The following is a 19,793-nucleotide window of genomic DNA, read 5'->3' as shown; positions in this document are numbered from 1 at the left end:
GCGTCTACCTCTGAGGACTACTTTGCAGTGCTTGTTGAGTTTTGTGTTTACCGTAGTGCTGCTCGAGGCTAGCGATAAACAATTGTGCTCGAGCTGGCATACCCGACTCACAAAGCTGCTGACATTTGGCACTGACTTGCTGGCGAAACCCTTCAATGTTCATTGCGTCACCGTCCAAGTTATCTACACTGACATCAAAGTCTTTACCAATTGCTTTACAAAATGCGAGTTCTATTGCTTGCGGTAATACTTCTACTTTTTCAAATTCTGCCTGTTGTAGCTGGTCGCGGCCATCAGGGGAATACCAGTAACCATAGTCTTCTAGTTTTCGTCTTGCTTCACCGGCAATAACCCAATGGGCAATTTCATGCAAGGCTGACGAAAAATAGTCTTCTCTGAAGTAAATTGCATGGAACGGGGATTGCTCACTAGCAGGCAAGTATAGCGGTTCTGCTGCACCACTAATTAAGCGGGTGTTGTAGCCACTAAAAGTTGTCGCGAACAGAATTTGCAGTTCGCGACAATTATAAACACTCTTGGACACTTATCGCAGCACTGGCGTCTGAGTCGTTACCACGCCATTTTGACCACGTTGACGCAAAAAGTGGTCCATGAGCACAATAGCAACCATTGCTTCTGCAATAGGAACAGCACGTATTCCAACACATGGATCATGACGACCTTTGGTGATGACCTCAGCAGGTTGCCCAAACTGATCAATACTATCACCTGGAATGGTAATACTCGACGTTGGTTTCAAAGCCATGTGAGCAATAATATCCTGCCCCGAACTTATGCCACCAAGCACCCCACCAGCACGATTCGATTGAAATCCATCAGGGCGCATTAGATCACGATGCTCGCTGCCTTTTTGATTCACCACAGCAAAACCATCGCCTACTTCTACGCCTTTAACTGCGTTAATCCCCATCAGCGCATGTGCAATATCTGCATCAAGCCGATCAAATACAGGCTCACCTAGACCTAGTGGCACATTGTTAGCAACAACGCTCACTTTAGCACCAATTGAATCACCCTGTTTTTTAAGGTCTCGCATGTACTCTTCCAAGGCATCTAACTTAGCAACATCCGGGAAGAAAAATGGATTACTTTCAACAGCATCTAAGTCGATTTGCTCGGCACAAATAGGACCAAGCTGACTTAGATAACCACGGACTTCGCAATTAAACTCTGATTTAAGAAACTGTTTAGCCACTGCACCAGCAGCAACTCGCATTGCGGTTTCGCGCGCAGAAGAACGCCCACCACCGCGGTAATCACGTAGACCATACTTTTGATGGTAGCTATAATCTGCATGCCCAGGCCTAAATAGATCTTTTATCTTCGAATAATCTTGAGAACGTTGATCGGTGTTTTCAATCAACATACCGATAGACGTACCCGTGGTTTTGCCTTCAAACACACCAGAAAGTATTTTCACTTCATCGGCTTCTCGGCGCTGAGTTGTAAATCGAGAGCTGCCTGGACGACGGCGATCGAGGTCCAGTTGAATTGCTTCGATGTCTAGTTCCAGACCTGCTGGGCAACCATCTATAATACAGCCGAGAGCTTCTCCATGGCTTTCGCCAAAAGTCGTGACTCGAAAATGTTGTCCAATACTGTTACCAGCCATTGCTCTTCCTTTAGTTAAAAAATTCTGCGCAAGCAACTAAGTCTTGCTTGTTAAGCATGAACACGCCATGCCCACCTTGTTCAAACTCAATCCATGTAAATGGCACTTCAGGGAAGGCATTTTCTAGGTGAACTTGGCTATTGCCAACTTCAACGAATAGTAAACCATCATCACTTAAATGCGCTGCTGCTTGTGACAAAATTTTACGGGTCAAATCGAGTCCATCATGACCCGATGCTAAACCGAGTTCAGGTTCGTGGCCAAATTCGGTTGGCAAATAAGCCATGTCTTCAGCATCGACGTACGGCGGATTACTGATGATCAAGTCATATACTTGGCCTTCAAGCTCTTGAAAGCCATCAGAACGAATAGGTATAACTTGCTGCTCTAAACCATGATTTTGAATATTTATCTCTGCAACTTCAAGTGCCTGCTCAGAAATATCCACTGCATCGATTTCGGCATAAGGAAATGCATAAGCGCTTGCAATAGCGATGCAGCCACTACCAGTACATAGATCAAGCACACGCTCAGGTGTCTTGGTCAACCAAGGTTCAAAATGACTGGTCAATAGCTCCGCATAAGGTGAACGCGGGACTAACACACGTTCATCAACAAAGAACTCGAGCCCTGCAAACCATGCACGGTTAGTTAAATAGGCAACAGGAATACGTTCTTCTATACGTTGCTCAATAAGATCTACGAGTTTAACTCGCTCTTGTTTGGTTAAACGGGAATGGCGTACTTCAGGATCAACATTGAGATCCAAATGAAGACTCGGCAAGACTAATTGCACTGCTTCATCCCATGCATTATCAGTCCCATGACCATAAAAAACTTCAGCCTGATTAAAACGGCTAACAGCCCAACGTAGCATATCCTGAATCGTTCTAAGCTCTGCAACAGCTTCTTCTACTAAAATTCTTTCCAATTTGCTCTCCAGATTCAGTACAATCAGGGCTTTATCCCCTGCTTAAACATATCGATATTGAATATGAGTAATGACCCAACGAGCCAAAACAAATTCAACAGTTTTGCCGACGCGATGCGCGGTATAAAACAAATTAAGCAAGATAAAGTAAGTCCTGTGCCAACTCGAATCAAGCAAAAAAGCCAGCAAGTTCGAAATACCCAAGCGAATTCAAATAATCATCTTCATTATTTTTCTGATGAGTACCAACCTTTGCTACCCGACGATGGACCAATGCGCTGGCGTTCACCTAATTGCGATCCTTATGAACTTAAAAAACTGCGGCGTGGTGACTATGCGCCAGAGATATTTTTAGACCTCCATGGATTACGCCAAGACCAAGCAAAACAGGAGCTTGCAGCAATGCTTGCGGAATGCGAACGCGCCCATTTGCAGGTTGCATCGGTGATGCATGGTTATGGTAAGAACATTCTTAAAAAAAATGTGCCGTTATGGTTGGCACAACATCCTTTAGTTTTGTGTTTCCATCAAGCTAGTAAGGAATACGGCGGTGATAGCGCTTTATTTGTGCTTCTTCATCGCTCAGAAAAATAATAGTAGCCTTGGCAACTATTCGCTACAAAATCGCAACAATTTGGTGTTATATTATGCGACCCATAACTGACTAATGTTGATCTTTTGAAAGGCTTAATTCTTCGAACTTTAGCGTACAGCTGTCTATTTGTGCTTCTTTTAGCACCTATTCCCTCGTTCTATTTTAATAGTAAGTACAATGCTGTGCTAAACGAACAAGTTGAGCAAACCAGTCAGGAAGGTTTACGACAACTCACTTATAGTCAAAGAAATTTGGCAACCTTGATAGATCATGTCCATTCGTCCGTCCGATTGTTAGGTGCCGATGAGCGCTTAGTGTCGTTTTTGCGAACCCAGGCTCCAGTCCAGCGAACAGAGCTTTCTACATTTTGGTCGCGCATGCTTGAGAACCAACTTATATATACTCATGTAAGATTGATAAACGAAGCAGGACAAGAATTAATCCGCCTCAATGTAAATAGTAAACAAAGCCGCTTTGTTGAAGAGGGTGAACTTCAAAACAAGATCGAACGCGACTACTTTAAATTTGCACAGCAGCTGGAAGCAGGTAACTCTGGCGCTTTTGGACTAGATTTAGAGATGGAAAATGGCGCACTAGTCCTACCCTATACGCCAGCAATTCGCGTCATCATGCCCGTGGACAGTGACGGACAACGTTTAGGCTATATCGTTGCAAACCTTAATGTCGCCTTTCTAATGAATTCTCTAAACTATTCCCTTAACTCCAGTCAATTACCAGAAGTCGTGAATGAGCAAGGTTATTATTTATTTAGTAATTCTGGCAACCTAACGTTTGGTCACTTGATTAAAGAGCGCCGTGAACACAATTTGCGTCTAAAAAATCCTAGTTTATGGCAAGAAATGACAGACAAAATACGGGGGTTTGTATTTGATGGGGATTCTCTACACGTCTTCATAACGACAGACCTTCACCCAAAAAACCTAGATAACCATACTTTCTTTGTACTTAACTACAGCTTGAAGGATATACAGCACTCTGCACGTGATGTGATTGGAACCATAAAGCGAGATTTTATTTTAAGTTTACTGTTGGTGTTTCTCGTTTCTATAGGCATTGCTTTAGTCATTGCGCGACAACGTTACCATTCCCTGGAAGCAAAACTTGCTAGGGCGGCTCTGCAAGGGATGTCGCCGGTAGTCATTTCTGACAAACATAATCGTATACTTAAAATTAACGCTGAATTTACTCGCTTAACAGGCTATGAATCCGATGATGTGTTAGGAAAAAAACCATCCATGTTATCAAGCGGGGAACACGACCAAGAATACTACCGGGAAATGTGGGAACAACTTAACCGAAAAGGTTCTTGGGAAGGCGAGATTAAAAATAGAACCAAGTCCGGGTCTATTATTACCGAACTGATGCGCATCCAGGCAATTAAAGACCGCTTCAACGTAGCACAGTACTACATTGCTTCTTATGTCGAGATTACAGAACGCAAACAGTTAGAAGAACAACTACGCCGATTAAGTGAACGCGATGAGCTAACTCAATTATGGAACCGACGAAAGTTTAATCAAGAACTTGAATATCAAAGTAAGCTAATCTCACGCTATGCAGCTAAATCAAGCGACTGTTGTATCGCAATCATCGATGTTGACCACTTCAAGCAGGTGAATGACCAATACGGGCATCAACATGGCGATAAAGTACTCGGAATTGTTGCCGATACGCTACGGGTCCAATGCCGTTCAACTGACTTTATATCGCGGGTTGGCGGAGAAGAGTTTGCAGTGATTATGCCGCATACTAGTGTTGGTAACGCCGAAATAGTACTCAATCGTTTACGTATAGCAATACACTATCGAAACGATAATAAAGTCAGCATTAGTGCCGGTTTAAGTACCTTAACTGGCGACCCTGTGCAAAGCTACAAGCAAGCAGACGACGCCTTATACAAGGCGAAAAGTGAAGGTCGAAACCAGGTAACTATCTATAGTTCTTAGTTCGGTTTAATAAATCGAATAAGGTGCAGATAAAATGTAGTACTTTGACCAGTGACGAGCATCAACTGTCAAAGGCTTAGGCAGCTTTCCGAGACGACTGCAAAACTTCAATTTGCTGGTTAACTTCATCTACAGTTTTACGATGAGCATTAGTCGAATGATTAGGTAATGTATAAAGACGTCCATCTTTAAATTCGTAGGCACCTCGCCCCTGAATGTGTAAACGCCCCTTAAAAAAAGTTTTCACGTAGCGCGCTATGCGCTGGGGGGAATATCTTAAAAATCGTTTCATGTATCACCTCTTAAACCAAAGTTTCTTACTGGACAAAAACAATAAATCCGGTCGAAATTTGATATTTCACCCTTGCCTAAGATCTTCGAAGATCCTACGTTCAGGTTAACCACACTAAGCTTGATGGACTGCTTCTAAAACGTAATAAGCTTGTAAACAAGGTAAGTATAGCAAGCGACCGCTTTTGTTTTTATGCTTTGAGTAAGATCTGTGATCCATGATCTACGATATTTAGAGTTGTACAATAAAAAGGCAGTAGTGTTTGCAACTGTACAATTAGTAATTCCTTAGTATAAAACACTATCGTGACATTTATGTAAATTGCAACAATTGCGCAACACCTGTGTTTGTCATTCTTAAGCGGGCAATGTTAGCGGTATGGAAGGCAATTGCTTGGTCTTGTTTCGCTAAAGCTTGGCTTAAATACGATACGAGGGGGAGATGGGACACGAGTAAAATAGACCGCTGTGAGTCTTCTATATATAGTTCTTCAAGCCATGCTGTTAGATTCTCAATATCCCCAGATGGGGTAAGTTCATCAAGAACATACACTTTGCCAACACTGTTACATTTGGTGTTAACGTGTTGCCAAGTTTGAGTCGCTCTTAGATAAGGGCTATGCGCAACGATATCGAAATGAGGACAACAGCGGTTAAGTTTTTCACCAGCTAGCTTGGATTGTTCAATTCCGTGTTTACTCAGCGCTCGTTGTGAGTCCTGTGCCGCCATAAATTCGGCTTCGCCATGACGCATGATAAATACTTCCATAACTCTCTCTTTACTGTGGTCTTTAGGGAACTAGCCTTCGTTTAGCGTCTTTATACACCGAGGTTTAATTTTTTTCTTGGCTTTTTCGCACATTCCATCATTAATTTCATTTGTAGCTAACATTTATTTGCGCGAAAACATAAGCGCGTTGATAATCATATAATTAAACAACAACAAACAAAGTGGCTACATTTTGCTTAAAAGTCCCAATGATGCGAAACGATATCAACATTTTGAGCTTCACAATGGTCTTAAAGTACTGGTTATCGAGGACGCAAGTTCTCAATTGGCCGCGGCTTCTTTACTAGTCAATGTTGGTCACTTTCAGGATCCAAGCGATCGCCCCGGATTAGCACACTTTTTAGAACATATGTTGTTTCTCGGCACTTCAGCCTATCCTATCCCCGGCGAGTATCAGAGCTTTATCGATCGCCACGGCGGCAGTCACAACGCGTGGACGGGTCCGGAACAAACAAACTACTTTTTTGACATTGAACCACAATGGTTCGAACAAGCATTGCAGCGCTTTAGTCAGTTTTTCATTGCACCATTGTTTATTCCTGAGCTTGTTGATCAAGAACGCCAAGCGGTAGACAGCGAGTTTAAACTCAAATACCAAGATGACCTTCGACGCAGCTACGACGTGCATAAAGCGACCATAAATCCCGAACATGACTTTTCTAAATTTTCGGTTGGCAACTTAGAAACCTTAGCCAACTCAGAGCAGCGTCCTATTCGAGATGAACTTATTACCTTTTATGAAGAACAATACTCCTCAGATCGCATGACATTGGTGGTACTTGCCCCACAACTAATAAGTAAAACCAGAGCAATGGTCGAAGCGCTATTTAGTCCCATCTCTAAAATTTCTTGGACACCTAAGATCCAAGCACCTATGTATTTAGATGAGCATCTAGGGCAACAAATTCATATTCAATCGCTTCGTGATTTGAACAAACTCAGCCTGAGCTTTGGCTTTGATGATATGCGCCAGCACTATCGCTCCAAACCTTTAACCTTTATATCGCATCTGGTTGGCTATGAAGGCCAAGGCAGCCTAGTTTCATCCCTGCGCGAGCGAGGCTTGATTAACTCCATGGCGGCTGGTGGTGGTGTCAATGGGGTCGGATTTAGAGATTTTAATATTGTCTATTCGTTAACCGAACATGGCACTGAACAAATCGACTATATAGTGGCGCAAACCTTTGCATATTTGAACTTAATACAAGAGCAAGGACTGGTCCATTGGCGTTATCTTGAGAAACAACAGGTTCATGAACGAGCTTTCTTATATCAAGAGGAGTCAAATGCCTTAGACACGGTTACCCATCTTAGCGCTAACATGGGACTATATGAGGAAAGCGACATCATCTATGGCGATTACGTTATGGATTGTTTCGATCCAGAACTCATCAGCACCTGTTTATCGCAAATGAAACCATCAAGGCTACGATTGAGTTTAAGTGGTCCCAATGTCAAATGCGATCAAGAAAGCCCATGGTATGCGTGTCCATATCAAATACAAACAATAGCAGCGGATCGACTTAATGCCTGGGAACAACCGAGTCTAGCTAGCGATGTTTATCTGCCTGCTGTCAATCCGTTTATTCAGCATAGCCAAGCTCCATTAGAAAAAATTGTAGAGCATTTCAGTGGAAAACCGGTATGTATTCGTGATGACGCCGGTTTTCGGCTTTGGTTTTGCCAAGAGCCACAGTTCGATATGCCAAAGGGCCACATTTACGCATCTTTAGATAGTTCACTTACAGTTGCCTCGCAAAGTAATATCGTGCGCACTCGTTTAGCCTTAGAGTTGTTTCTAGACCACTTATCTCAGTTAACATATCAGGCAGAAATTGCCGGTATTAATTACCATATATATGCTCATCAAGGCGGCTACACCTTGCATATATCTGGCTTTAGCGAGAAGCAAGCCTTGCTACTAAAAATGGTACTGGGCAACCGTACTTTTGGTCAGTTTAATCCACAACGCTTTGAAATAATTAAACAACAGTTAATTCGTCGTTGGGAGAACCAAAGTAAAGCCAAACCTATTAGTCAGTTGTTTCGACAACTTACGTCCCTACTACAACCGAATAATTTACCGCCACAGTTAATGGCAGAGTTGGTGAAGGATGTTCAACTCAATGAACTTAAAGAATTCGTAAAACGGGTTTATTCGAAAGTCCATTTGGAAGTGATGGTCTACGGAAATTGGTCGCTACGCCAAGCTACCGCAATGGCTGATTTTATCGGTGAGGAAATCGTCAAAGAAAATGGCAAAGCCGCTATGGAAACCCCTCGACCTTTAGTCAATATTCAGCGCACTGGCAGCTTACGCTATCCAATTAGTTGCCCACACCCAGATCATGCCATGATTATTTATTATCAAAGCCCCAGTACTAGTGCTCGGCAAATGGCTTTGTTTACCTTTTGCAATCACCTTATGAGTTCGACATTTTTCAACGAATTACGCACCAAACAACAGCTTGGATATATCGTAGGAACCGACAATTTGCCACTTAACCGTCATCCGGGACTGATGTTTTATGTACAAAGCCCACATGCATCTAGTGAGCAATTAGCGGATGCGATCGATGCATTTTTAGATGTATTCCCAATACTAATGTTTGAATTGAGCCATGAAAAATGGGAGCAAAGTAAAGCAGGCTTAATCTCACAAGTTCTCGATAAAGAATCTAACATGCAAAGCCGAGCACAGCGATATTGGGTGAGTATTGGGAACAAAGACTGGGAATTTGACCATCGCCAACAGATAGCACAATGGATTGAACAGCTAGAGCGACGCGATCTTGTTCATTTTATGATGACGTTAAAAAACAAACAGCGTGATCGCATTATTGTATACACAGCTGACAAAGACACTGATTCTCATGCTGCATTTGAAAAAGGCGAATTAATCGAAGACCGGCGTGTTTTCCAAACCCAGCGCGCTCGATTTTACGCCCACTAGCAAAAACCCCCAAATGATAGACTGGGGGTTTTTATGATCGAAGCTAGAATTCTAATCTATGGGATTAGACGGCCACTTAAGGCATCATCTAGTTCTTCGATGCGCGCTTTCCAAACCGCAGGACCACTAACATGGGCACTATGTCCGTTACTATCAACAGCTACTGTCACTGGCATGTCTTCGACTTCAAATTCGTAAATCGCTTCCATTCCGAGATCTTCAAAAGCGACCACTTTAGCTTTCTTAATCGCTTTAGCCACCAAGTATGCGGCACCACCAACTGCCATTAAATAAACTGACTTATGTTCTTTAATCGACTCAACTGTTTCAGGCCCGCGTTCGGCTTTACCAATCATGCCTAGTAATCCGGCTTGATCGAGCATCATATCGGTGAACTTATCCATTCGAGTTGACGTTGTAGGCCCTGCTGGCCCAACCGCCTCATCGCCCACAGCATCAACTGGGCCTACGTAATAAATAAGACGTCCTCTGAAGTCCACGCCGTTTGGTAATGGCGTACCAGCATCCATATATTCTTTAATACGTTTATGTGCCGCATCGCGTCCGGTGAGGATTTTTCCGCTTAGTAGAACCGTATCCCCCATTTTCCATTCTCGAATAGCTTCTTTGGTCAGCTGATCAACATTAACCCGGCGTACATTATCGCCAACTTCCCAGGTGATTTCTGGCCAATCACTCAATTTTGGAGGCGTAATATCTGCCGGCCCACTGCCATCGAGATGGAAATGAACATGGCGGGTTGCCGCGCAGTTAGGAATCATCACGACTGGCTTTGAAGCCGCATGGGTTGGACAAGATTTAACTTTTATATCCAATACAGTTGTTAAACCGCCAAGCCCTTGCGCACCAATACCTAAGGCATTCACACGTTGCATAGCTTCTAACCGTAGTTCTTCATCGGCATTACTAGCACCGCGGTCCATTAATTCTTGAATATCTACAGGATCCATAAGACTTTCTTTGGCCATCACCGCTGCCTTTTCAGCAGTGCCGCCAATGCCTATACCGAGCATGCCCGGTGGACACCAACCTGCGCCCATGGTGGGTACGGTTTTTTCAATCCAGTCAGCCACTGAATCCGAGGGATTAAGCATGACCATTTTAGATTTGTTTTCACTGCCGCCGCCCTTAGCGGCTACCATAACTTCAACGCCGTTACCTTTAACCATTTCAACATGAACAACACAAGGAGTGTTATCTTTGGTGTTAAGGCGTTTACCATTAGGGTCAGCTACAATTGAAGCCCGCAATGGATTATCAGGATGGGTGTACGCTCGTCGGGCACCTTCATCGACTAGTTCTTGAATTGTCATTTCGCCATCAAACTGAGCTTTCATACCTAGTTTAACGAATGCAGTCACAATACCAGTGTCTTGGCAAATGGGGCGTTTACCTTCAGCCGACATGCGAGAGTTAATCAAAATTTGCGCGATGGCATCTTTTGCGGCCGGGTTTTGTTCTTTGTTGTAGGCTTTTTCCATCGCTTGTACAAAATCAAGCGGGTGATAATACGAAATGTATTGCAAACTATCGGCAACACTCTCAATGAAATCCTGTTCTCGGATTATAGTCATAGTGGCTCCACGTTTCCTTATTTGAATACCAAGGGTACTTTTTCTTATAAAAGCAATGTTTAGAAAAGTTGCGCCTATGATAACCTTGCCATCTCTGAGTCGCCATAAGCTGAGCTCTCGTTTTTAACAGCCCAATGAATGAATTAATGAAAAAATGATTGAAACCAAAGTTGTTCCCTACTCTGCGAAGCAATTATTCGCCAAAATTTCCGATAAATCATGGGCGATGTTATTTGAGTCTGGGTCGAATACTCACCCAAATTCGCGTTTCGATATTTTATTAGCGCAACCGATAGCGACAGTCGAAACCTTCACTCACGGAAATTCAGTTGCAATCAATGGTGAACGTAGCCATAACCAAGACGATCCATTTAGCCTCATTGAACAACTACGCACCCGCTTGCTCGATACCCAGATAGTTAGTGAACTTCCGTTTATTGGTGGATCAGCCGGACTGTGGAGTTATGATTTAGGACGCTTTCTTGAACCCTTACCCAACACTGCAATAGATGAACTCAACACCCCGCTTATGGGCATTGGTATTTACGATTGGGCATTAATTAGCGACCAACAAACTAACGAATCGACCTTGGTGGTTAATTCCCTAAACAAACACGATGCACAACAGCAAATGCAAGGTCGTTTAGCTTGGCTCACCCAGTTGCACCAGAACACACAGCAACAAACACCAGCCTTTAAACTTGAGCAAAAGTGGCAAAGTAACTTATCTAAACAAGACTACGCCATGCGCTTTAAAAAAGTACAGGACTACCTGCTTAGTGGTGATTGTTATCAAATCAATCTCACTCAACGTTTTAAAGCAGCATATAGCGGTCAGCCATGGGCTGCCTACCAAGCCCTTCAGATTGCTAATAAAGCGCCATTTGGTGGCTTTATCAACCTACCTCAGTCGAGCATCGTTAGTGTATCTCCGGAACGTTTCGTTAAACTACGCAGTCGTAGCATTGAAACCAAACCGATCAAAGGAACGATTGCGCGTAGCAATGACCCGCTTAAAGATCAACAACTCAAAACCGAACTAGAACTATCAGAGAAAGACCGCTCTGAAAATCTTATGATCGTTGATTTGCTAAGAAATGACATTGGGAAAGTAGCTCAAACTGGCAGTGTCACCGTCCCTGAACTGTTTACCATAGAGAGCTTCCCAGCGGTCCACCATTTGGTTAGTACGGTTACCGCAACACTAAAACAAGAATATAGCGCCGAAGATTTACTCCGGGCATTATTTCCTGGCGGATCAATAACCGGAGCCCCAAAGGTACGGGCTATGCAAATCATTGAAGAACTCGAACCACACCGTCGCAGTGCCTATTGCGGCGCGATTGGCTACATCAGTGCCAATGGTGACATGGACACAAATATCACCATTCGAACCTTGATATTCGAAGACAACAACGCATATTGCTGGGCTGGCGGGGGCATTGTCGTTGACTCCCAGCTTGACGCGGAATACCAAGAGTGTTTTGATAAATTGAGTAAAATATTACCCGCTTTGGAAAACATCAATAAATGCAGCACTTCGTAAATCGCTTTGTTCTACAACCGCTGATAGAAGCTTCTGATCCCCAAGAGCGCTTTAAACATGCTGCGGTGTTAATCCCGCTTTACCAAAAAAATGACCAGTGGTGGGTGATTTTAACGCAGCGCAGTGCTCACCTGCGCCACCATCCTTCACAGATTAGTTTTCCAGGTGGTCGCTTTGATCTTGGTGATCACAATTTGGAATACACAGCACTACGAGAAAGTAACGAAGAAATAGATTTACCCATGGACAGCGCCCAAGTTATTGGACAGATGAGGCCACAGATGACAGTTAGTGGTTTTAATGTGACCCCCTTTGTTGCCACCTTGGCCACCCGCCCTGTACTTAAAGCCAATCCAGATGAAGTTGAACAGATAATTGAACTGCCTTTGGCCCCTTTATTAAATCAAGATAATTACCAGAGCTATCGCTTTAAACGAAATGGACTAGAACAAGATGTTTATTTTGTTAAACAACAGCAGCATATAATATGGGGTGCTACAGCTCACATCTTGAGAAATTTTGCGATTCATTGCCAAGGCTTTTAGAATACGCTGTCTATCCTTATTAATTTAGAAGAATACTAACTCGATGATCAGTGTTTTCGATTTGTTCTCAATCGGTATCGGGCCATCCAGCTCGCATACTGTTGGCCCAATGTTAGCCGCACACCGCTTGGTAAATGAGCTAAGCGAGCAAGGCAAACTTGCACGCATAAAAAACCTTCGCGTTGAACTGTACGGTTCGCTAGGGGCAACCGGCAAAGGACACGGAAGCGGTAAAGCCATTATCTTAGGTTTGCTGGGCGAGCACCCTCAAAGTATCGACATTAATCAAGTCGATACACTACTCCTCGAGGTAGAGCGCGACCAAAAGTTACGCTTAAACAGCAGCCATATCATTGATTTTCCAAAACACGGTGCCATTTTATTCGAGCATAAGACCACGCTCGAGGAACACAGCAATGGGCTTCGTTTTTTTATCGAATTTGACGATGGTGAATGCTTAGAGAAAACTTACTTCTCCGTCGGCGGCGGTTACATCACTGAACAAGGCATCGTGGTCGAAACCAATCAGTACCAAGCTGTTAATCCCTATAGCAGCGCTAAACAATTGCTAGAGATTTGCCAAGAACAAGGCAAAAGTATCGCCGCCTTAGTTGAAGAAAACGAACGTTGCGCCCACAGTCAGGAGCAAATTGACCAGTACATCGCCTCCATTTGGCTCACCATGCAAGACAGCGTAAAGCGTGGCATGACCACAGAGGGAATTTTGCCTGGTGGATTACGACTTGCGCGCCGAGCTCCAACCCTTGCGCGGCAACTTCGTGCGGGGCAGTCGTTGAGTCAAGACCCCCTTAATGTTTTAGATTGGGTAAATCTGTTTGCCTTATCTGTCAGTGAAGAAAATGCAGCGGGTAGCCGCGTGGTCACAGCCCCAACCAACGGTGCCGCAGGGGTTATTCCCGCGGTGCTTCAGTACTATCATCAATTTGTAGAACCACTAAGCCCAGAAACCTGTAAAGTCTTCTTTTTAACCGCTACCGCTATCGGTTCGCTCTACAAACTTAACGCATCGATATCCGGCGCTGAAGTGGGATGTCAGGGGGAAGTTGGAGTTGCCTGTTCAATGGCAGCGGCCGGATTAGCAGCCATCTTTGGTGCAAGCCCTCAGCAAATAGAAAATGCTGCTGAGATCGGTATGGAACACAATCTGGGACTTACCTGCGACCCTATTGGCGGGTTGGTACAAGTGCCTTGTATCGAGCGTAATGCCATGGGTGCCATGAAAGCGATCAATGCATCACGATTGGCGCTGCGCGGTAGCGGAGACCACAAGGTTTCATTAGATAAAGTGATTCGAACCATGTGGCAAACGGGATGCGATATGCAAAGCAACTACAAAGAAACATCCCGTGGAGGGCTGGCGGTTAACATTATCGAATGTTAACGCTGCGGTAACTCAATACCTTCAAAGATACGTTCTACTTCGTCAACTGTTTTTGCCATAACCGCTCTGTCAACTAAGTCCCGGCTTAGATGCGGAGCGAAACGCTCAATGAAATCATACATATAGGTGCGTAAGAAGGTTCCTTTTCTAAAACAGATCTTGGTTGTACTGGAGCGGAAAAGATGGCTTGCGTCAATGGCGACTAAATCGCTGTCTTGATTCGGGTCAATCGCCATACTTGCTAACACCCCTACCCCTATTCCGACGCGTACATAGGTCTTAATCACATCCGCGTCTGTTGCGGTAAACACGATGTGTGGGGTTTCTCCGGCTTCGCCAAATGCCTCATCTAAATCACTGCGACCGGTAAATCCGAAAATATAGGTAACAATCGAAAACTTGGCCAAGTCTGCAATCGTAATTGCTTCACCTTTCGCATGTTTAATTGCAAGCTCATGGTCAGGCTTAACTAAGATGCTGCGATTCCAGTGATAGCAAGGCAACATCACAAGATCTGAAAATATGTGTAAGGCTTCGGTGGCGATTGCGAAATCCGCACTTCCCTTGGCGACCGCATCGTTGATTTGACTTGGCGTCCCCTGGTGCATATTCAAGGACACATTTGGATAGCGCTCAATGAAGCCTTTGATCACGCTAGGCAATGCGTAACGGGCTTGGGTATGGGTTGTCGATATGTTTAAGGAGCCTTGATCGGGATGAGTGTGCTGGCGAGCAACAGCTTTAATGCTTTCTACCTTGGCAAGTATTTCACTACTAATGCGTATTATTTCTTCGCCTGCTGGTGTCACTTTACTTAGATGTTTACCACTGCGCTTAAAGATTTGCACACCTAATTCGTCTTCAAGCAAGCGGATCTGCTTGGATATACCAGGCTGCGAGGTATATAAACTCTCCGCCGTGGCTGAGACATTTAAGTTATTATTTTGAACTTCAACGACATATCGCAGTTGTTGTAATTTCATGGCGGCAACAATTCCCTTTCAACAGTGAGCCTATAATAGCATAGGATTTATCCCAGCTAAGCGAATTTTAGTCTCTGTTTTATAAGGATATTTTACAGCTATTCCCAACGCGCTTGATCTTCATCAAGTTCAAACTCAATTGTGCTACCGTCGGCACCAAGTTGGACAATCTTTTTAACTGAACCATCTTCTCGTAATTGGAGCAAGCCAATGCCCGAGCAATTCACTAAACGTTCTCCTGCATCGCTGCCGATAGGTTTATGCGGGATAATGCGCATTTGCCGTCGCCGAGTGAACAAATTAAGTGGTGAGCGTGGCGAAAATAGCCAACGATTCAAACGATCGAGTACATCCAAAAGCCGGGTTGGAAACTGGTTTTTTAAACCACTGCTAGTCACTTGCCATATGTCTGGCCCGCCGCGTCGGCCCCTTAGTTCAACGCTGTAGGCAAAGCTATAGTGGACATCACCGGATAAAATAACGAAATGCTTCGGGGTTTTTGGATGCCGAAATAGATTCATTAAGGCGCTTGCCGAACCTGGATGGGCCATCCAGTTTTCCGCGTCGACCATTAGCGGCTTTCCAAAAAAAGTCATCAGTGCTTGGATAGACTCAATCAGTTTGACTCCAAATACCGGAGCTGGCGAGACCATGATCACGGCATTTTGACCCAATAGGCTTTGCTGCAAATCAGTGAGCGACTCCCAATCCATTAAACCCGAAGGTTTATTAAAATTGCGTTCGCTACGCCAGCGGTGAGTTCGAGTGTCTAATACTAATAGTGGAGGCTGCGTCTGCCATTGATAACCCCATTGATGAAAGCGCTGCAGATCTGATAACAGTTGTTGATGTCGCTCGTCTCCGGGCGCGTCTAAGACATGCTGTACTCTATCAAGTAACGATTCGGGAAAGTGATCAGGCTCATTTCCCCACCCCTGATTGATGAGATAGGCTAACAAGGCGTTACCCAATATGCGTTCTGAAAATGGATGCCCATAGGCTGTTTCTTCCCAAGCGGCGGTTAGATTCCAGTCGTCAGTCACATCATGATCGTCAAACATCATCGCCGTGGGCAAATGGGCAAGTAAACGCTGAACCTTCGCTAGCTGTGACTTAAAGTTCTCAATAATTTGCAGCTGAGCTTCAAATTCCAATTGTTGTTTTGGGTTTAGCCCGCTAGGCATTGGCATGTCTATGTCTCTCCATGCCTCAGGAGACCATACCAATAGATACATACTCAGCATTTCAGCTAAAGAAATCAGATGATTGTGGGCACTGTCGCTGGTAAAAACTGGCTTTTTAACCCCTTTAAACAAAACATTCAGCATGCCTTGATTTGACTCAATATCAGGCAATAGTTGCTCACGGGACATATAGTGTTGATGTTTGCTATGCAACTGACTGCAATCTTTTATATTGGCTTGGCTAAATTGTTCGGGATTAAAGCCTAAGCTTGCTATTAATTGATGAATGGCGACCAACATTGGGGTTGCAACATCATCCACGTAAACCTGGTCACCACTCATCATCAACAAACTAGGCCAATCGCCGTGCTGCTGCTGACTTAACCACTGATCTGCTCGTACAAGTCCGTCTGGGCTATCAAAGTGAGGTTTACGGCATGAGCCATGCAAAATATTGCTGACTTGAGGATTTACGATAAAAAATGGCAGGTTCTGGTGTTCGTAGACCAGGCAAGATGCCCAATTTTGGTGCCCTTTCCAATCGCTACTGTCATTAGTTTTTAGCTGTAAATCGTAGAATATTGCTTGTTGTTGCGGGAATTCATCAACTAGATGCAAATCAATAAGTTGGTAGTGTAAGTGTTGGGCTGCCCGCAGAGTGCGAGTACTTCTGGAAAGCGTGGTAGGGTCTACCTTCAATTCAAAGCTCGTAGTACTTTTAAAGGTGACCGCTATAGCTACCGGTGCACGCGTGGCAATCCAACAGCAGAATCGTTTCGGTCCTACTTGACGTAAGATTGGGCCCGCTATTACCAAAGACTTAGTATCAATTGTCATCATAATGCCCCTACTACAATGCCTTAAAGCTGATTTGCTTTGCGGAAACTGCCTTTATAGTCGAATATACGGTGTTCGATTTTCCAATAGTATTTCTGTTTACGCGCAATCACAAAATCAGGTGCAACTAGCTGGTCAATTTTATCTGCAATAACCAAGGGTTCTTTATAACTAAAAGCTTGCCCTAATATGGTTCTAAAGAATAGTTGTTCAAATTTTTTGTGGGTGTTGGCAAATTCAAAATTGAAACTCTCGCTAAGCTCGGCTCCATCTTCATCATAATAGACTAGCCGCAATTTGTTGCCGCTGACACTGGCGCTCATCCCACTGCATCGCAATACTTTGCGGTCTTTTAACGCTAATGCTTGCTTTAACATTTTGTCCGCATCAACTAATGCAGTACCACAATGGGTACATTCGCGCGCGGCAATATCATTTTGGCCGTCACAATTGGGACAAACTTTATACTTAAAGCGGTAGTCGCATTGCTGCTGCTCGACCTCCCCCTGACATCGTCGACCATAGTGCTCAATAATATGTCCATTGCTATCGACGATTCCCCAAAACAAGTTGGCAAAGTCGCATTGTGGGCAAGGAACTTGGACCAAATCACTTTGAGCATTCGGTTTAAGTTCGCCAACTTCAGGTTGGTATAAGTCGTAGCCATTTCCCGCATAGTCAATCACCCAGCAATCGGATTTATTGTCAGCAAGTCGCAAACCTCGCCCAACTATTTGCTGATACAGACTCACGGAATCGGTGCGGCGTAGAATTGCAATCATATCAACGTGAGGCGCATCAAACCCGGTGGTCAGTACCGACACGTTGACTAAAAATTTTAGTTCTTTGTTTTTAAAAGCCTGGATCAATTGGTCTCGCTCAAGCATTGGTGTCTCAGCGGTAATCAGCGCACATTGCTTGGGCTCAAAATAGCTTTGGATCTCTTGAGCATGCTTGACACTTGCAGCAAAAATCATCACCGCTTGTCGGTCTTCTGCAAGGCTTTTTATCTGTGCACAAATTGCTTGAGTGATACGCGCATAACGGCTGAGAAACTGCTCAAGTTGGGCATTTTGAAACTGGATTGGTAGTTCATCAAATTGATATCGAGCAGCTGGTGCATCAATCACTTTGGGTTCAGTTAAAAAACCATCTTTTATCAAACGTCGCAATGGCAGCTCGAAAATACAGCGTTCGAACATTTTCTCGGACTCGCTACGATAAAAACCGTGGTAGTGCTTTTGGTAAATCCAACCTTTGTCGAGTCGGTAGGGCGTTGCGGTTAATCCCAGTACCTTTAAGCGTGGGTTAGTAATGCTTAAATGCGTGATGAGTTGCTGGTACTGACTATCTTGATCAAGACTTACCCGGTGACACTCGTCAACGATGAGCAACGAATAGTACCCATCAAATGCGCTTAGATTGCGCGTGATTGACTGAATACTGGCAAAGGTCACTTGAAATTGACTTTGCTTTTTACCTAAACCCGCAGCAAAAACTCCAGCTTTTAAGCCCTGCTGAGATAAGCCCAATTGTACAAATTTTGCGTGATTTTGCTCAACCAGTTCTTTAACGTGCGCCAACACAATTATCGGAAAGCGCGCCAGCCTAGCTAGCTCCGCTATCACCAAACTTTTACCGGCCCCCGTTGGTAAAACAATCACCGCAGCTTTGTCGCTGCGGCGAAAATGTTTTAAGGTTGCATCGACTGCATCTTGTTGATAATTACGAAGCTTCAAACTATGTTTTAGGGGTAATCTTTAGTTCAACACGTCGATTACAAGCTTTGCCCTGTTCGCTGTCGTTACCACACATCGGGCTTAGCTCTCCGAAGCCCACAGCGCGACTGCGGTTGGCGTCAAATCCATTCGCATTGAGGTAGTTTGAGACTGCATATGCGCGCCGCTCAGATAACACTTGGTTACTACTTTCGCTACCAACGCTATCGGTATGCCCTTCAATCAACAAATTGGTGTCTGGGTATCTTGCCATCACCTTGATCACCGAGTTAAGGCTAGGCTTAATGCTTTGAGATAAATCGACTTTACCGGTTTCAAAAGCAATGGCGTTCGCCATGATCAGCTGTATTTGGTCGCCATTACGCTTAACCTGAACACCTGAGTTAACTAACTCTTGACGTAAAGCCGCTTCGGTTTTATCCATTTGAGCACCGATCACTCCACCGGTCACACCGCCAGCAGCACAACCAATGGCAGCGCCTTTACCATTGTTTGCAATGGCTCCAATAATTGCACCACCAGCACAACCTAAAAGTGCACCGGTTGTAGTATTACTGGTTTCCATTTCGCCTGTCGTGGCATTTGGCCGTGTGGTTTGGCAACCCGATAAGGCAACGACGCATGCACTAACAATTAATATCTTTTTCACAATCCAATCCTTAATAATTTGAGACTATACAAGCAAGCACGAAGGCACATTCAATTTGCTTCTCTGCCAGAAGGCATGAATACAGATGCGATCATAGCATTGGCTCGTACTAGAGCGCGATGACTTTGTTACTTGCTTTTCAAGCTCCAATAT

At 44.2% G+C, this 19,793-nt stretch carries 16 protein-coding genes; 6 read left to right on the top strand and 10 right to left on the bottom strand.

Going from position 1 to position 19,793, the window contains the following annotated elements; translation table 11 throughout:
• Positions 1-4: 4 nt before the first annotated feature.
• From DBZ36_RS04585 to prmB, 3 genes are read right to left on the bottom strand one after another with little or no spacing between them, the layout of a single operon-like run.
• A complete protein-coding gene (locus DBZ36_RS04585; RefSeq protein ID WP_233558095.1) occupies positions 5-544 on the bottom strand; it encodes an elongation factor P hydroxylase in 540 nt (179 codons plus the stop codon).
• Positions 545-1,633, bottom strand: a complete 1,089-nt coding sequence (aroC, locus tag DBZ36_RS04580; protein ID WP_120353745.1) for a chorismate synthase — start codon at positions 1,631-1,633, stop codon at positions 545-547. It abuts the gene before it with no gap.
• Between the two features lie 10 nt (positions 1,634-1,643).
• Positions 1,644-2,564, bottom strand: coding sequence for a 50S ribosomal protein L3 N(5)-glutamine methyltransferase (prmB, locus tag DBZ36_RS04575; RefSeq protein WP_120353744.1), 921 nt, complete (start codon positions 2,562-2,564; stop codon positions 1,644-1,646).
• A gap of 57 nt (positions 2,565-2,621) precedes the next feature.
• Here prmB and smrB point away from each other — a divergent pair, with 57 nt between their 5' ends.
• Positions 2,622-3,158 (top strand): endonuclease SmrB, encoded by a 537-nt coding sequence (gene smrB, locus DBZ36_RS04570; RefSeq protein ID WP_407641480.1) that lies wholly within the window; start codon positions 2,622-2,624, stop codon positions 3,156-3,158.
• Between the two features lie 183 nt (positions 3,159-3,341).
• Positions 3,342-5,126, top strand: a complete 1,785-nt coding sequence (locus DBZ36_RS04565; RefSeq protein WP_120353742.1) for a sensor domain-containing diguanylate cyclase — start codon at positions 3,342-3,344, stop codon at positions 5,124-5,126.
• Between the two features lie 76 nt (positions 5,127-5,202).
• Here the strand turns inward: DBZ36_RS04565 and DBZ36_RS04560 are convergent, their stop codons facing one another.
• Positions 5,203-5,418 carry a DUF1107 family protein gene (locus DBZ36_RS04560; RefSeq protein ID WP_120353741.1) on the bottom strand — a complete coding sequence of 72 codons (216 nt, stop codon included), beginning with the start codon at positions 5,416-5,418 and terminating at the stop codon, positions 5,203-5,205.
• A 312-nt stretch (positions 5,419-5,730) separates the two neighbouring features.
• Complete coding sequence (gene sixA / locus DBZ36_RS04555; protein WP_120353740.1) at positions 5,731-6,186, bottom strand: phosphohistidine phosphatase SixA; 456 nt, start codon at positions 6,184-6,186, stop codon at positions 5,731-5,733.
• A gap of 193 nt (positions 6,187-6,379) precedes the next feature.
• Here sixA and DBZ36_RS04550 point away from each other — a divergent pair, with 193 nt between their 5' ends.
• A complete protein-coding gene (locus tag DBZ36_RS04550) occupies positions 6,380-9,160 on the top strand; it encodes an insulinase family protein (RefSeq protein WP_199711770.1) in 2,781 nt (926 codons plus the stop codon).
• 56 nt (positions 9,161-9,216) lie between these two features.
• Here DBZ36_RS04550 and DBZ36_RS04545 read toward each other — a convergent pair whose 3' ends face one another.
• Positions 9,217-10,755, bottom strand: a complete 1,539-nt coding sequence (locus DBZ36_RS04545) for a fumarate hydratase (RefSeq protein ID WP_120353738.1) — start codon at positions 10,753-10,755, stop codon at positions 9,217-9,219.
• A 154-nt stretch (positions 10,756-10,909) separates the two neighbouring features.
• Between DBZ36_RS04545 and pabB the strand changes: the two genes are divergently transcribed.
• Genes pabB through DBZ36_RS04530 form a run of 3 tightly spaced genes read left to right on the top strand, consistent with a single transcriptional unit; the run spans position 10,910 to position 14,248 of the window.
• Entirely contained in the window at positions 10,910-12,301 is a 1,392-nt protein-coding gene (gene pabB / locus DBZ36_RS04540) for an aminodeoxychorismate synthase component I (protein WP_199711769.1), read from the top strand.
• Positions 12,286-12,846, top strand: a complete 561-nt coding sequence (locus DBZ36_RS04535) for a CoA pyrophosphatase (RefSeq protein ID WP_120353736.1) — start codon at positions 12,286-12,288, stop codon at positions 12,844-12,846. The genes pabB and DBZ36_RS04535 overlap by 16 nt, the downstream gene beginning before the upstream one ends.
• Before the next feature lie 43 nt (positions 12,847-12,889).
• Entirely contained in the window at positions 12,890-14,248 is a 1,359-nt protein-coding gene (locus DBZ36_RS04530) for an L-serine ammonia-lyase (protein WP_120353735.1), read from the top strand.
• Here DBZ36_RS04530 and cysB read toward each other — a convergent pair.
• The 4 genes from cysB to DBZ36_RS04510 form a co-directional block, all read right to left on the bottom strand.
• Positions 14,245-15,231 carry an HTH-type transcriptional regulator CysB gene (cysB, locus tag DBZ36_RS04525; RefSeq protein ID WP_120353734.1) on the bottom strand — a complete coding sequence of 329 codons (987 nt, stop codon included), beginning with the start codon at positions 15,229-15,231 and terminating at the stop codon, positions 14,245-14,247. The two genes, DBZ36_RS04530 and cysB, sit on opposite strands and share 4 nt — an antisense overlap.
• 98 nt (positions 15,232-15,329) lie before the next feature.
• Positions 15,330-17,255, bottom strand: a complete 1,926-nt coding sequence (locus DBZ36_RS04520; protein WP_233558094.1) for an alkaline phosphatase D family protein — start codon at positions 17,253-17,255, stop codon at positions 15,330-15,332.
• A gap of 20 nt (positions 17,256-17,275) precedes the next feature.
• Positions 17,276-18,991: a DEAD/DEAH box helicase gene (locus tag DBZ36_RS04515; protein ID WP_120353732.1), complete on the bottom strand. Its 1,716-nt coding sequence runs from the start codon at positions 18,989-18,991 to the stop codon at positions 17,276-17,278.
• Position 18,992: 1 nt separating this feature from the next.
• Positions 18,993-19,640 (bottom strand): OmpA family protein, encoded by a 648-nt coding sequence (locus tag DBZ36_RS04510; RefSeq protein WP_120353731.1) that lies wholly within the window; start codon positions 19,638-19,640, stop codon positions 18,993-18,995.
• Positions 19,641-19,793: the final 153 nt, after the last annotated feature.

This window comes from Alginatibacterium sediminis, assembly GCF_003610775.1.
In the GTDB taxonomy this organism is placed as follows: Bacteria; Pseudomonadota; Gammaproteobacteria; order Enterobacterales; family Celerinatantimonadaceae; genus Alginatibacterium; species Alginatibacterium sediminis.
This window is presented reverse-complemented; position numbering and strand designations above follow the sequence as displayed.